Origin of the sequence: Methanolobus sp. WCC4 (assembly GCF_038022665.1) — an archaeon.
GTDB lineage: Archaea > Halobacteriota > Methanosarcinia > Methanosarcinales > Methanosarcinaceae > Methanolobus.
On the sequence record NZ_CP150629.1, the window covers coordinates 1,689,182 to 1,704,450 of the forward strand.

Sequence of the window (15,269 nt, forward strand, 5' to 3'; positions counted from 1 at the left end):
ATACCTTTTTTGTTCGCTTATCTCGAAACAAGTAACCCTATCTCAAATAACACTATCAAGAGAACCGCGCATACAAGTTGGGCAATAAATGTAGGGTCCGGTGTTATAAATAGGGAAAGTGTAAGAAGTGATGCATAGACCACAAGTCTCATCTTTTTGAGTGTTGCATGCCTGATAAGCTGCATCCTTGTGGCAAAGAACATCAGCACAGGTATCTGGAACACAAGGCCTGTGCCTGCCATCAGGGTAACTGCCATGGAAACTGTCTGTTTGACGGATATCTGGTTATCGGCAAAACCCTCGGATGCCAGGATGATATAGTCGAACATCAAAGGCAGGATGAATATCAGTGCGATGGCAGCTCCTCCTATGAAGAATATGAAGGATACCGGGACCACGCTCTTTACGAACTTCCTCTCATTGGGATACAGTCCCCTTGAAGCGAACCTAAAAAGCTCATAGAATGTGAAAGGCAGAGTGAATGCAACAGCCATCAGCAATGAGATCTTGAGCCTGGCGAACATCCATTCGAAAGGTGTGTAGATGTTCATCTCTATATTCTCGCCCAGGAAAGTATTCCATGCGTGAGTGAGCAGAGCTTCTGTGAAAGGATATGTCACAATTACACAGAGGAGCATTGCCAGGATTATCACAACAAAGCGGTTGCGCAACTCACGCAGATGGTATATGACGTGTTCATTATAATCTCCTGACACGCCGCTACTGCCCGAATTGACTTTATTTTCAGTACGTTTTTGGTTTCCAATTCGTTCGTAATCCATAAGATCAGTGTAGGTTTGGGATATATACCATAAAAACATAGTACCCGCAAAAACGTAAAGGTGATATTCTGAATTCTTATATGGAAGACCTTGGTGTGATCATAGTTTCACTCAGGAAGAAAATAGCCCTCTTCTTATCATTATTCTTTGTTGTCTTCATGGTATCTTTCCAGTTTGCAGGCTTTTTGATAAGCACAATAAAGGAAGACCTTTTGCCAGAGGGCGCAAAACTGGTCTACGTATCTCCCCTTGAGATCATGTTGTTGAAGATGAAGATAGCATTGTTCATTGGCCTGTTCTTCGTACTGCCATTCGTGCTGTTCTTCGCTGTCAGGGCAATTATGAAAAGGAAGATGGTAACGATAAATGTCCGAAAAGGACCACTCTTCATCGTTTCCGTGATCGCTATTGTCTCTTTCCTGGCAGGTGTATCCTATGCATACTTCATTATGCTCCCGCTTTTCATCGATTATCTGTACCTGAATGCTGCTGCTTCAGGTGTTGTTGCTACCTACTCGATATTCAGCTTCATATCCTTCGCAGTACAGGCATCGCTGATATTCGGTTTCGTGTTCGAGACACCACTTGTATTGACAACGCTGACACGTTTTGGTATAGTGCAATACCAGACACTTGTGACATATCGAAAACACATCTATGTGCTGTGCCTGATCATAGGCGCTGCGATCACGCCACCTGATATAATAAGCCAGATGATGGTCGGTATACCACTTCTCGTGTTCTTCGAACTGAGCATGATAATAGTCAGGATCGCAGGTAAAGGAAAAAAGAAGGATAAAGACTGAAACGGATTGTTTCTGGTGGGATCAGGGTCTTTCAATCGAGTGATATTTCCTGTAACCTTGATACTCCCTTATCCTTTATTCACTCAGGCTGGCAACGATTGCCTGTCCGAGTGATATGCCCGCATCTCCGCATGGCAGTCTGCTGTGTGAGATGAACTCAAGTCCGTTCTCTTCTACTACATCCCGGATACAATAGCTGATGTGCTCATTGTAGGCCACACCACCTGTGAGTCCAACTGTGTCGATACCTGTCCTTCCTGCTGCCCGGATAGCCAGTTCGGCCATCCCCCTGGCAAAGGCATCCTCGAATGCCCATGCGAGTTCAGGTACAGTATGTTCATCAAGGCGCTGATATAGTTCAAAGAGCAACATACCGGTATCCAGAACCTCATCATTTATCGTAACCGGAAGTTCCAGTGTCCTTTCCTTTGCCTTTCTGGCAATGGATTCCAGTTTCATGGCAGGTTCCCCCTGATAGCTGCGATAGTTGCATATCCCAAGCAAGGCGGATGCTGCGTCCAGCACTCTTCCCGAACTGCTGGACATTATGACATTGATCTTCTTATCCAGTTGTCCAAGGACCAGTCTTGCTTCCTTTTGCCCGTGTTTGAGTTCGAAAGGCAGTTCCAGCAGCTCATCATCGTCAACCAGTCCCTTCAACATTGAAAGGGCCATACGCTCAGGGTAATAGGAACACAGGTCCCCGCCGGGCATTGCATGTGGCTTAAGGTGTGCCAGTCTCTTATGGTCCGTATAGCTTGCTTCAAGGATCTCTCCGCCCCACACGGTTCCGTCAGATCCGTATCCCACGCCGTCAAGAGCTATGCCTATTATCCTTGAATCACGGTCCAGTTTTGCATCCGCCATGAGCGAGACCAGGTGGGCATGATGGTGCTGGACAGGGACAACAGCATCTCCACCGTTCTCCTTTGCAAAGAGGGTCGTATTGAAATGCGGATGAAGGTCACATCCCCATCGTTCCGGCTTTATGGAAGTGAGCTTTGAGAATCTGCGGAAGACCTCCGAATGGTATCCGGCAGTCTCAAAATGACTGGTATTGCCTATATGAGGTGAAATATATGCCTTGTTCCCTGATGCAAATATGAGCGTATTGCTCAGTTCGGCACCAACACCAACACAGGGCCTTACTTCAAAGGGGAGTTCTATGGGCTGCGGAACATATCCGCGGGAGCGACGAATGAAAACGTGATCATCCGAGAATGACCTGATGACCGAGTCATCGATACGATTCTCTATTCTCAGATCGTGCATGAGATAATTATCTGCCACAGTTGTAAGGTCACTGATGGCCACATCATTGTCAATGACCATTGGCAGGCCGGGAACATTGGCCGATGTCATCACATACGCATTGCCTGATGTTTCCCTGAAGATCATATTATGGATGCCTGAGTATGGAAGCATCACCCCTACATTATGCAGGTCCGGGGCGATCCCTGCAAGTGCATCGCAGTCCTCTTTCTTGTCCAGTATCACCACGGGCCGTTTACTGCTGATCAGTAGTTCTTTCTCTTTTGCATTGATGTGGACAAGTTGCTTTGCAGCATCGATATCCTTTGCCATTATAGCAAATGGCTGCTGTGGTCTGCCCAGTCGTTCCCTTAAAATTTCCACTGCATCTTCCTGAAAGGCATCGCAAACAAGATGGAATCCGCCATATCCCTTGATGGCTATTATCTTCATATCATCAATGGCCTGTGCACAGTCAATGATGGCCTGTTGTTCCCGTGACAGGATCTTGCCAGTCCTGTCAGCAAAGCTCATCTCAGGACCACAATCCTGGCAGCAGACCGTTTGTGCATGGAACCTTCTGTCGGCAGGCGATGAATATTCACCATCACATATGCTACATGGCTGGAAATCCTTCATGGATGTGCTGTGACGGTCATATGGAAGTGTCTTCGTCAGGGTATATCGGGGTCCACATTCCGTACATGAGATGAATGGATAACCGTAACGTCTGTTCTTTATGTCGGAAAGTTCGGATATGCAGTTATTGCAGATCCCTATATCGGGTACCAGGATAGAGTTAGGGGTACTGTCACTGCTGCTTTCCATGATGGAAAAACCGGGATGCTCATTGACCTCGGCTTCCTCAATTCCGATCGAGTCTATATGACTTTCAGGTGGTCTTTCTGCCTGGAGGTCATGAAGAAAGGATTCTATCTGCTGTGCAGTACCTTCTGCTTCGATCTCAACACGTCCACCCGTATTCCGCACAAAACCACTAATCCCGTTCTTCACAGCCATGCGATAGACGAATGGTCTGAATCCCACACCCTGTACGATCCCTTCAACTTTGATAATCCTGCTGACAATAGTCATTGTTCTTTGTCTCCGTTGCGTTTTTTAGCGGATGCTCATTTCGGAAACTGTTACTTTTAACAGGCGTGAGATTGGCTTTACGGAATATATTCTTTGTCATGATCGGCTCTGTAGAAAAACTCTACTTTACTATAAACCACAGATACACGCAGATAAACACAGATTTGACGAAACGTTATCTGTGTAACCTGCTGAACTATTGTTCAGCAGACATCCAGCTCCAAAGGAGATGGATGCATCTGTGTTTATCTGCGGTTATACCTGAAAACCCATTAACAACCAGGATTTCTACAGAGCCCATGATCCTTTCATTAAATATCACTGAAATTGAAGTGGATATTTGTTGCAGATTTAGTCAGAGGTTTTTGTCTTGCCGCACAAAGGATGCAAATATCAGTGATTATTAGTAAATATTCCATTCTGTCATTATAACTAATTTGAGTATATTTGTCAAAATTAGTATTTATGAGAATTAATGAAAAGGTAGCCCGAAGCTTTTTTAAGTAATAATCATGTACAATCCGGGTGCAATATTAAATTATTAATCGTGATAAATATCGGTTGATATGCAACTGATATTCACTGTCATGAAAAACAGGGATAACCATGCCATCCAATATAGAAAGATGTTACCAATGTGGTCAATGCACATCTGTATGCCCAATGGGAGAACAGGAGCAAACATACAAGATCCGTAAGTTCTTACAAATGGAAAAACGAGGTCTTGCAAATGAAGAGAGCATGATGCTCCCTTTCATATTCTACTGCACCACCTGTTACCGATGCCAGGATAACTGTCCTCAGGAAGTCAAGATCGTGGATGGTGTTCTGGAGATCAGAGCAAATGCTGTACATAACGGACAGATGCTCAGGTCCCACAGGAAAGTAGCTAAGATGCTTTTTGAATATGGTCATGCGGTTCCCACTACTCCAGAGGTCATGGAAAAGAGACTACATCTTGGTCTCGATAAGATGCCACCTACAGTACAGGGATCGGATGAGCAGCTGGATGAGATAAATACCCTGCTTCAGATCACAGGTTTCGACCGATTGCTGGAGGATGAAGTACCTGAGATCAAGCTGAATGAAGGCCTTACATGTGTCCAGCAGCCAGGTTCTGAACTATCAGCAGTAGAGGAGGGTGCATGAGCAACCTGTCCCTTTTCCTCGGCTGTGTGGCCCCTAACCGATATCCAGGTATCGAGGCTGCAACAAAGAAGACCTTTTCAAAGCTTGGTATAGAGCTTGATGATCTGGAAGGAGCATCCTGTTGTCCTGCACCTGGTGTCTTCAGGTCATTTGACAAAACGACCTGGCTTACACTCGCATCCAGGAACATAGCTCTCTCTGAGGAAATGGACGATGATGTCCTTACAATATGTAACGGATGCTACAGCACTCTTAAAGAGGCTGACAGTGAACTGAAGAAAGACCCGGTACTGAAGAAGGATGTCAATGAGAAACTCATTGAGACTGGTCATGAGTTCATGGGTCAGCATGATGTTCGCCATGTTATCGAGTATCTGTATCAGGATATCGGTGTGGAAGGTATCAGGAAAATGATAACCACTCCGCTGAAGATGAATGTGGCTGTGCACTATGGCTGCCACCTCGTGCAGCCTCTCAAGGAAGCTGATTCAGGGCTTGTCAGTGGCACTATCACATTCTTCGATGAACTTGTGGAAGCCACAGGTGCAAAGAGCATTGAATACGAGGACAAGATGATGTGCTGCGGTGCCGGTGGTGGAGCAAGGGCTGCTGCCCTCGATGCCACTCTCAGGATCACCGAGAACAAGTTGCAGAAAATGACGGATGCAAAGGTGGATTGTATTGTCAATGCATGTCCTTTCTGCCATCTTCAATTCGATTCCGGGCAGCAGGAGATCAATAAGAGCTCCTGTACCGAATATGCGATCCCGGTATTACATTACACCCAGCTTCTGGGACTTGCACTGGGTTTCTCTCCGGAGGAACTCGGAATTGACCTTAACAGCACAAACACTGCTGTGTTCATTGAAAGGATAAGGAATGGCTTCGTCACGGCCTGATCCTTACCCTTATTCTCCATTCAGATTGTAAAAACGGAAAAACGATCGAAAAACGGAAAAACAGAAAAACGATCAAAAACGAAAATAGGAAAGCTGCTTAAAAACAGTTTTTCTATTTTATTTTTTTTAAATTATCAGGCGTCAGGATACGCCATGAAAAACGGGTGATATATTTGGTTTTAAAACAAATGACAGATGATCCAGATAACACTGATGAGGCAAGAATAGGTGTCTTCATCTGTGAATGTGGAGTCAATATCGGAGGTGTCGTTGACTGTCAGGCAGTTGCAGACTATGCAGGCACGCTTCCTGATGTTATACGCTCCTCGGTCAACAAATATACCTGCAGTGATTCCGGCCAGTCCGAGATCAAGCAGGCAATTATAGATAATAAGCTCAACCGTGTGCTTGTGGCAGCATGTACGCCTAAGACACACGAACCTATCTTCAGGGCATGTGTGGAAGAAGCAGGTCTGAATCCTTACCTTTTCGAGTTCGTGAACATAAGAGAACACTGCAGCTGGATTCACATGCAGGAAAAGGAAGAGGCAACAGAGAAGGCCTGCGAGCTCGTACGCATGGGAGTCTCAAGGGCAGCCAGGCTTGAACCCCTGCAGTCCAATGAGGTGCCTGTAACTGACACAGCACTTGTGATCGGTGCCGGTGTTGCCGGTATGCAGTCAGCCCTTGATATCGCAGATATGGGTTACAAGGTCTACCTTGTTGAAAAGGACCCATCCATCGGTGGAAAGATGGCACAGCTCGACAAGACCTTCCCCACCAATGACTGTAGTATCTGTATCCTCGGTCCGAAGATGGTCGAGGTTGCAAGGAACAAGAACATCGAACTGATGACATATTCCGAAGTAGAGGAAGTGGACGGATATGTCGGTAACTTCAAGGTGAAGGTAAAGCACAAGGCACGTTATGTGGACGTTGATACCTGTACCGGATGTGGTCTCTGCGTTCAGAAGTGTCCTGTTGAGGTACCCAACACCGAGTTCAACGAGGGCATAGGCACACGTAAGGCGATCTACGTTCCATTCCCGCAGGCCGTTCCTTTGAGAGCCGTTGTTGACAGGTCAGTATGTATCGACTGTGGTGCCTGTTCCAGGGCATGCAGCAGCAATTCTGTCATAATGGAGCAGGAAGACTCGTTCTCAGAACTTGATGTCGGTGTCATAGTCGTTACAGCAGGTTTCGATGTATACGACCCGGAGCCAACCAATGATTTCGGATACGGACTTTATGATAATGTAATTACAGGCATGGAGCTCGAACGCCTGATAAATGCCAGCGGACCTACCATGGGTAAAGTAGTAAGACCAAGCGATGTAAAGCCACCAAAGAAGGTCGGTTTTATCCAGTGTGTGGGAAGCAGGGACAAGAAGCGTAACAGATATTGTTCCAGTTTCTGCTGCATGTACGCTCTCAAGGACGCTCAGCTTATCAGGGAGAAGTATCCTGACTCCGAGGTCTATATAATGTACATGGACATGAGGACCCCCTTCAGGAACTATGAGGAGTTCTACGACAGGGCAAGGGACATGGGTATCCGTTTCATCAGGGGTAAGCCCGGCAAGGTCACTGAAGTTGAGAATGGAGACCTGAAGGTCCGTGTCGAGGATACACTGACCAACGATATCATCGACCTTGATCTTGACCTGCTGGTCCTCAGTGTTGGTGCTGTCTCAGGAGAGAGCACTGAACGTATCAGACAGATCCTAAAGGTCAGCAGGGCTGCTGATGGTTTCATGATGGAAGCACATCCAAAGCTCAAGCCAGTGGACACCACACTGGATGGTATATTCATAGGCGGTGTCACCCAGGGACCAAAGGATATCCCGTATTCCGTATCACAGGGAAGTGCATGTGCTGCCCGTGCAACACGCTATCTGGCACAGGGTAAAGCAATAACGGAAGGTATCACCGTTGATGTGAATGATGATATCTGTGTAGCCTGTGGAATTTGCGTACCAATGTGTCCTTTCCAGGCACTCTCACTGGAGGACGGCAAACTCAATATTATCAAGGCACTCTGCAAGGGTTGCGGAACATGTGCAGTGGCCTGTCCGACAGGTGCGTTGCAGCAGAACCACTTCAAGAACGACCAGCTTCTGGCGCAGGTCAAGAACGTCTTTACCTTCGGAGATGAATGAAAATGACAGAGAACAAACAATGGGAACCAAAGATAGTCGCATTCTGCTGTAACTGGTGCAGTTACGGTGGTGCCGACACAGCAGGTATGGGAAGATTCCAGCAGCCTGCATCCCTGAGGATCATTCGTGTCATGTGTTCCGGTCGTATCGATCCGCTTCACGTTTTCAATGCATTCCTTGAAGGTGCGGATGCAGTATTGGTAACAGGATGTCACCTTGGTGACTGTCATTACGTTAACGGTAACTACAAGACCCAGGTAAGGTACGACTTCATGGAAGATATGGTACTGGAACTGGGCCTTGAGCCTGAAAGGCTTCATCTTAGCTGGATAAGTGCCAGTGAAGGTGAGAAGTTCGCAAACTTCGTCAGGGAAGTAACTGAACAGGTCAGAAAGCTCGGACCAAGTCCTCTTAAGCCAGAGGGGGTGAACTGATATGGTAGAAGTTGGAGACAGAATAATAGGCTATTCGACCGACACCGGAGTTCGTAACAAGGGAGCTTCCGGCGGTCTTGTAACTGCAGTATTGGCAGCAGCTCTTGAAAAGGGACTTGTTGAAGAGGTCGTTGTACTCAAACACATAAGCGAGTACGAGGCTGTACCGATCATAACCAGCGATGTGAACGAGGTCCTTGCATCAGCAGGAAGTATGCACACAGTTCCTGTGAACCTTGCAAAGTACGCTGTTGGTAAGAATGTTGCCATGCCTGGAAAAGCATGTGATATCAGAGGTGTTATCGAACAGGCAAAGCGCAATGAGGTCGATATTGACAATACTTATCTTATAGGTCTCAACTGCGGCGGGACCATGTACCCGGTACAGACCCGGGAGATGCTCATCAACATGTATGAGATAGACCCTGAGGATGTCACAGGCGAGAACATAGAGAAGGGTAATCTGATCATCAGGACAAGGTCCGGTGAGGAGAAGGGAATCTCTATCGACGAGCTTGAAGAAGCAGGTTACGGAAGGCGTGAGAGCTGCCGTTACTGTGATGTCAAGATACCAGTTAATGCAGATCTTGCATGTGGTAACTGGGGTGTCATCGGCGAGCTTTCAGGGAACGCAACCTTCTGTGAGGTAATGAACGAGAAGGGTGTCCGTCTTCTGGAGAATGCCATTGAGGCTGGTTTCATAGAGGTCCAACCTGCAAGTGATAAGGCCATCGCTATCAGAGAGAAAGTGAACAACGTCATGCTATCCATGAGTGAGAAGTGGTCTGAGAAGATATTCACCGAGATACCGGATAGTGAACGTACCAGATACTACATGGAGCAGTTCGCTGACTGTATCGACTGTGGTGCCTGTAAGGAGGTCTGTCCTGCATGTACCTGCGGTGAGGATTCCAAGTGTACCATGTATCACAATCTTGAGGACAATTACAGGATGAGCATGTTCCACATGGTCCGCCTGATGCACCTGTCTGACAGTTGTATAGGCTGTGGTCAGTGTACTGATGTCTGTCCTGCGGATATTCCGGTAACAACCATCTTCAGACGCTTTGCTGAAAAGTCACAGAAGAAATACAACTACAAGGCCGGAATGACACTTGAGAGACCACCTTTCCTGGAGGTGATGCCAAGATGAAGGAAATGATATATCAGACGATCTGCCCCGGATGTGGTGTAGGATGCGGACTTTTCATCAGAGAGAACGATGAGGGTAAGTTAAGTATCGACCACATGAAGAGCAGTCCTGTGAACCTTGGAAAGCTGTGCAGGTTCGGAATGAAACTCCCGCACTATTACGCTAAAGCTAATAATGCTGAAAATATGGTAGATGGCTCTGCTGTGGATGCAGAAACTGCCATAAAAGCAGCAGTTGATATCCTTAAGGATGCTGACACCGACAGTGTTGCACTGTTGTCCGTGGGTAATACCAGCAACGAGGAACAGATGGCATTCACAAAGCTTGCTGAAACACTTGGTACTGTTGTGCAGACCGGTGTTCAGAAGATGTGCATGCCTGAACCGAGAACACTGGCTGGGATAGAAAAGGCAAAAAAGATAGTCCTTTTCGTTGATCCATATGTCCAGTACCCTCTCATTGTCAGGAGACTGCTTGCAGCAAAGCAGAATGGTGCACACGTGATCTCAGTTGGCACAAAGCCTCTGAACCTTGCTGATGAGACACTTGACCTGAAGCCTGAGCAATATGGTGAACTGGAACTTGACAGTGAATCATTGATCATAGCTGATGTCCATCCAAATTCAGATGCCGGAATGGTGAGCTATGTGAAGGCACTTGCTAAAGGAACGGGTGCAGGACTTCAGTTCATGAAGCCTTTCATGAACAGCAACGGAGCTGCACTTCTTGCAAATAAGGATGGCAGCAGAATAGGTCTTGCAGAACTGATGGAAGACATCGAGCTTGGCAATATCAGGACACTTGTAACTCTTGACAGTGACCCTGTGGAGCTCATGCCTGATGCTGAAGCAGCTATTGAGGCATTGAAGAAGCTCGATAAACTGATAGTCATCAGTTCAGTTAAGGGTCCGGCTACAGGGATGGCCGATGTTGTCATTGCCACTGATCCTGTTTACAGCAAGGCAGGTACCTTCCTGAACGTTGAGGACAGCCTTCAGAAGAACAGTGGTACAGGAAAGGCCGGTGTGGATGCCCTGTCACTGCTCAATGCAGGTATCGGCGGGAAGACCTTCACCCATGACGAGATGAACTATCTTGTGATGAAGACCATCGAAGCCAGCAAGGATGGTCCATCAGGGAAAATGCAATGTAGCGGAACAGATATCGCTGTCTCTTCAACAGATATTCCTGAGGACATGTATGAACTGAGATACCTGTACAATCCTTTCATGTGGTCCGACAGGGAGGATGACAATGACTTTGTCCTTCTCAACAGGAACACGGTCAAAAAGCTCGGTCTTAAGAAGGGCGGCTGTGTGAACCTGAAAGGTGAGAAGGGTGAACTGAAGATGAGATTCCGTGTGGAATCAATTCCTGACGGCCTTGTACTGACAGCAAAGAAACTGTCCATAGCTAAAGGAGTTTCAACCGCTATATCCATGGAGGTATGTTAATGCCTGAACTTGACACCGAACAGCAGAAAGCCTTCATCGAAGAGATGATGCTTAAGAACGAACTCAAGGGAGCTTCCAAAAAGAGGCTCATCAGGTTCCTTGCTGAAAAATACCAGTGGGACCAGCAGAGAGTTCAGTTCAAGCTCAAAAGGGCTATACTTGCTGAAAGGTACGCACAGTCACACTGAACCTTTGATGGTAGAATAGTCCAAAAAATATCATGGCAGGACATTCCTGCCTTTAATACTCTTTTGTGTTCTTTTTTAAGGTAGTATCTTAGTCAATGGAAGCTCATTCCAGTCTCTTTTTTATCTCATCACTGAGCTTCTCACTTTTCTCATCTTCGAGCATCTTTCGAAGTTTAACATTATCAAGCAATGGTTTTGCCTTTTCGATCCGCTCTTTTGCCATTTTGAGCAATGAGCCATCGATCTTAGGAAGCTCCACTTCAACATGCTCTTTATGCTCTTCCTTTTCAACCTCAAGTGTCCTTGAGATATCAGGATGGTCCCTTTTACCAGTTACCATGGAATCAATGGCATCACGCCACTGCTGTGCCCAGGGGGAGTCTGGAATATCGGTGTGATTGACCTTTGTACGTTTAACCGTCATTACATCCTTTGGACAGGCATTGACACAGGCACCGCAATAGGTACAGTAGTCGTGTAGTGCGGCTATCTTCGCCCCATCCTCGGGCACATACCAGAGATGTGAAGGACATACGTTGAAACATCCATGGCAGCCCTGTGGGTCGCATTTGTCCACATTTATCTCTATGAGACTAAGTTCTCCCTCGAACTGCTTTTTTAGATCAACGGCATCATATGGGCAGACAGCCTGGCACCAGGTACAACGGGTGCATTTGTCATCGTCAACTGTGACAACTCCCTCTATCTCAGGCGCTTCGCCTCGTTTCTCGCCTTTGACCCTGATGGCATCCTCGGGACAGAGGTCCTGGCACAGCACACAGTAGTCGCACTTATCCTCATCCACCAGCAGCAGGTCGAATGGCTGGATATCAGTAGGGGTCTTTTCCTTTTCCACAAGCAGGAATGCCTCACAGAATTCAGCACAGAGGCCGCAGAAGTTACATTTGTCCGTATCTATCTCTATCTCGCCTTCTGCTCCTTCCTTGAAGGGTGCTATCTCCTCTTTCTTCTGGAAGGTGAACTCTACATCTATTGCCTCCTCGGGGCATACAGCCTTACAGAGTGCGCATGGGAGGCATTTCTCATTCATCCTGACATAGGAATCGTAGGTTGGGAACTCATCCTTCTCAGGGAGCTCTCCCTCCTCGGTCATCTTAAAGGCGTGAACCGGACAGAAGTTGGCACACATGGAACAGAATGTACACTTCTCAAGGTCCATCATCACAGGTGGTGCATCCAGTCCTGTGGCTATCTCCTGTATGGGACCCAGTTCCAGTGCTTTAGTAGGGCAGAGTCCTACACATATGCCACAGCCCACACATCTTTTGTAATCATAATCAAGGAACTTGACGGACTTGCTGCTTATCTGGCGGTAGATGAAGTGGGAGCCATCGATGTCCATATCCTTATCGACACAGAGGGAACCTTCACGGCATTCCTCGGTCACTGTTCTCCCTCCTTCAGTTCGGAACCGATAGGTCCTATCTTTTCCAGATAGTCCACGAAATTCTCAATGGAACTGGCAAACCTCTCGCCCTCGGAAGCTGATATCCATTCCACTTTTAGACGTTTGGGGTCTATTCCAACGTCACCAAGGACTTCCTGAAGGGCTTCCATCCTGTTCTTTGCATTGTAATTGGCAAAGATGTAGTGGCATTCCCCAAGACGGCATCCTGCTACGAGCACACCGTCCGCACCATTTTCAAGTGCTTCAAGGACAAAGGATGGGTCCACACGTCCGGCACACATGACCCTTATGACACGGATGTTGGTCGGATATTGTATCCTTGAAGTTCCGGCAAGGTCTGCACATGTGTAGCTGCACCAGTTACAGAGGAAAGCAACGACCAGCGGGAATTCTGATTTAACTTCTGTAGCAGCGTGGATCTGAGCTATTATCTGCTCATCGGTGCTGTTACGCATCCATATGGCATCAGCAGGGCATGATGCACTACATGCTCCGCATCCCATACAGGAGAGCTCATCAACCACCGCCTTGCTGTCCACCATGGTGATCTTGTTGAACTTGCAGACATCTGCACATATGCCACAGCCTATGCATTTGTCCGGGTTGACATGTGCACTTAGCGGGTCCATCTCCAGTTCGCCCTTTGACAGGAGTTGCATTGCCTTAGCAGCAGCAGCACTTCCCTGGGCAATGGATACCTGTATCTCTTTAGGACCGGATGCGCATCCTGCTATGTAGATACCTTTTACGTGGGAGTCAACAGGTCTCATCTTTGGATGGGCTATTGAGAAGAAGCGGTCCGTGCGTCTTGTAAGATTGAGCACTCTGGATATCCTGTCCGCATCAGTGACGTTCTCCATGCCTGTTGCAAGGACTACGAGGTCGGAAGGTTCCTCGTATATCTCACCGTTCAGGGTGTCCTCATAACGAAGCTGCAGTTTTCCTGTATTATCCTGGAGTATCTCCCCTACCTTCCCGCGAATGAAGCCGATGCCCATTTCCTGGCTGCGGATGTAGTATTCCTCGTACATCTCACCGCCTGCACGTACATCTATATAATGAATAGTAATATCAATTTCAGGATAGCGTTCCTTGAGAAGCTGTGCATTCTTCATGCTTGACATGCAGCATACTCTGGAACAATATGGGTTGCCGACCTTCTCATCCCTTGAACCGACACATTGTATGAATGATACCTTCTTCGGTATCTCCATTGTTGAAGGTGAGAGCACTTTTCCCTTTGTAGGACCGGCAGCGTTCAGCAGTCGCTCCAGTTCCATATTCGTGATGACATCAGGATAGATGCCATAACCATATTCCTGTTTGCGGGAAGCATCGAAATGGTTGTAACCTGTTGCAAGTATTATGGCTCCCACGGTGAATTCCAGTTTTTCCTCTTTCTGATGATAATCTATAGCATCGGCAGGACATGCCTGTTTGCAGAGTCCGCAGCCTACACAGTACTCATTGTCAATATAGACCACCTGTGGGACAGCCTGTGGTATCGGCATGTTGATGGCCTTCGTCCTTCCAAGACCTGAATCGAACCTGTTGGCAATTTCCACAGGACAGACACGACCACATTCATCCACACAGCCCTTACACTTATCTTCAAGAACGTATCGTGGTTTTCTGGTAACGGTCACCTGGAAATTCCCTACAGGTCCTGAGACATCGGTGACCTCTGCAAGTGTTATAAGGTCTATGTTGGGGTGCTGGTCCACATCGGTCATCTTCGGAGCAAGCACACAGATAGAACAGTCGTTAGTGGGGAACACCTCGTTTAGCAGTGCCATCTTTCCACCGATGGTGGGTTCTTTCTCAACAACGTACACATGGTGTCCTGAGTTGGCAAGCGTGAGGGAGGCTTCGATCCCGGCAACGCCTCCTCCAATGACAAGCACATCCTTTGTAACGGGGACTTTCTTGAGCTGGAGCGGGTCCAGTAACTTGAGCCTGGCAATTCCCATCCTGATAAGGTCAAAGGCTTTCTGGGTGGCCATCTGAGGGTCATCCATATGGACCCATGAGCACTGCTCGCGGATGTTGACCATTTCCAGCATGAAAGGATTAAGACCCGCTTTTTCGAGCACCCTCTTGAAGGTCTGCTCGTGCAGGTGAGGTGAACAGGCTGCTACGAGTATATGATTGAGATCAAGGTCGGTTATGTCCTGGACGATGGATTCCTGTCCCGAATCAGAACACATGAACTGTATGTTCTTGGCAACTTTCACCCCGTCAAGCTCACTGACCTTTTCTCTTAATGACTCGACGTTTATGGTATGTGCGATGTTCAGTCCGCAATGACAGATGTAAACTCCAATTCGCATATAGTTGCCTCCTTCCGAGATTGAATGATGACCTGAGTAAAGATATAGTTTTGGATGAATGGTGAAAAACCATTGATTAACATCTCATTATTGGCTTTCTGTGCATATTTGGAATGTTCCATCATTGAAGCCAATCATCT

Annotated in this window: 12 protein-coding genes; 8 read left to right on the forward strand and 4 right to left on the reverse strand. The window is 47.2% G+C overall.

The window, feature by feature from the left end; genetic code table 11:
- Positions 1-17: 17 nt before the first annotated feature.
- Positions 18-782 (reverse strand): twin-arginine translocase subunit TatC, encoded by a 765-nt coding sequence (tatC, locus tag V7O63_RS08070; RefSeq protein ID WP_340817926.1) that lies wholly within the window; start codon positions 780-782, stop codon positions 18-20.
- 80 nt (positions 783-862) lie between these two features.
- Here tatC and V7O63_RS08075 point away from each other — a divergent pair, with 80 nt between their 5' ends.
- A complete protein-coding gene (locus tag V7O63_RS08075; protein WP_340817927.1) occupies positions 863-1,588 on the forward strand; it encodes a twin-arginine translocase subunit TatC in 726 nt (241 codons plus the stop codon).
- Positions 1,589-1,663: 75 nt separating this feature from the next.
- Here the strand turns inward: V7O63_RS08075 and hypF are convergent, their stop codons facing one another.
- Positions 1,664-3,934: a carbamoyltransferase HypF gene (hypF, locus tag V7O63_RS08080; protein ID WP_340817928.1), complete on the reverse strand. Its 2,271-nt coding sequence runs from the start codon at positions 3,932-3,934 to the stop codon at positions 1,664-1,666.
- Positions 3,935-4,540: 606 nt separating this feature from the next.
- Here hypF and V7O63_RS08085 point away from each other — a divergent pair.
- The 7 genes from V7O63_RS08085 to V7O63_RS08115 all read left to right on the forward strand — a co-directional run bounded on the left by V7O63_RS08085 (position 4,541) and on the right by V7O63_RS08115 (position 11,370).
- Positions 4,541-5,083 (forward strand): 4Fe-4S dicluster domain-containing protein, encoded by a 543-nt coding sequence (locus V7O63_RS08085; RefSeq protein WP_340817929.1) that lies wholly within the window; start codon positions 4,541-4,543, stop codon positions 5,081-5,083.
- Positions 5,080-5,982 carry a CoB--CoM heterodisulfide reductase subunit B gene (gene hdrB, locus V7O63_RS08090; RefSeq protein ID WP_340817930.1) on the forward strand — a complete coding sequence of 301 codons (903 nt, stop codon included), beginning with the start codon at positions 5,080-5,082 and terminating at the stop codon, positions 5,980-5,982. The genes V7O63_RS08085 and hdrB overlap by 4 nt, the downstream gene beginning before the upstream one ends.
- 188 nt (positions 5,983-6,170) lie before the next feature.
- A complete protein-coding gene (locus tag V7O63_RS08095) occupies positions 6,171-8,141 on the forward strand; it encodes a CoB--CoM heterodisulfide reductase iron-sulfur subunit A family protein (protein WP_340817931.1) in 1,971 nt (656 codons plus the stop codon).
- Positions 8,142-8,143: 2 nt separating this feature from the next.
- Positions 8,144-8,575 (forward strand): hydrogenase iron-sulfur subunit, encoded by a 432-nt coding sequence (locus V7O63_RS08100; RefSeq protein ID WP_091935832.1) that lies wholly within the window; start codon positions 8,144-8,146, stop codon positions 8,573-8,575.
- Between the two features lies 1 nt (position 8,576).
- Positions 8,577-9,728, forward strand: a complete 1,152-nt coding sequence (locus tag V7O63_RS08105; protein WP_340817933.1) for a Coenzyme F420 hydrogenase/dehydrogenase, beta subunit C-terminal domain — start codon at positions 8,577-8,579, stop codon at positions 9,726-9,728.
- Positions 9,725-11,182, forward strand: coding sequence for a molybdopterin-dependent oxidoreductase (locus V7O63_RS08110; RefSeq protein WP_340817934.1), 1,458 nt, complete (start codon positions 9,725-9,727; stop codon positions 11,180-11,182). The genes V7O63_RS08105 and V7O63_RS08110 overlap by 4 nt, the downstream gene beginning before the upstream one ends.
- Positions 11,182-11,370, forward strand: a complete 189-nt coding sequence (locus tag V7O63_RS08115) for a hypothetical protein (protein ID WP_340817935.1) — start codon at positions 11,182-11,184, stop codon at positions 11,368-11,370. Before V7O63_RS08110 ends, V7O63_RS08115 begins: the two co-directional genes overlap by 1 nt.
- 103 nt (positions 11,371-11,473) lie before the next feature.
- On the opposite strand, the gene V7O63_RS08120 is transcribed toward V7O63_RS08115, so the two are convergent.
- A complete protein-coding gene (locus V7O63_RS08120; protein WP_340817936.1) occupies positions 11,474-12,778 on the reverse strand; it encodes a 4Fe-4S binding protein in 1,305 nt (434 codons plus the stop codon).
- Positions 12,775-15,129, reverse strand: coding sequence for a CoB-CoM heterodisulfide reductase HdrA2 (gene hdrA2 / locus V7O63_RS08125; RefSeq protein WP_340817937.1), 2,355 nt, complete (start codon positions 15,127-15,129; stop codon positions 12,775-12,777). Before hdrA2 ends, V7O63_RS08120 begins: the two co-directional genes overlap by 4 nt.
- Positions 15,130-15,269: the final 140 nt, after the last annotated feature.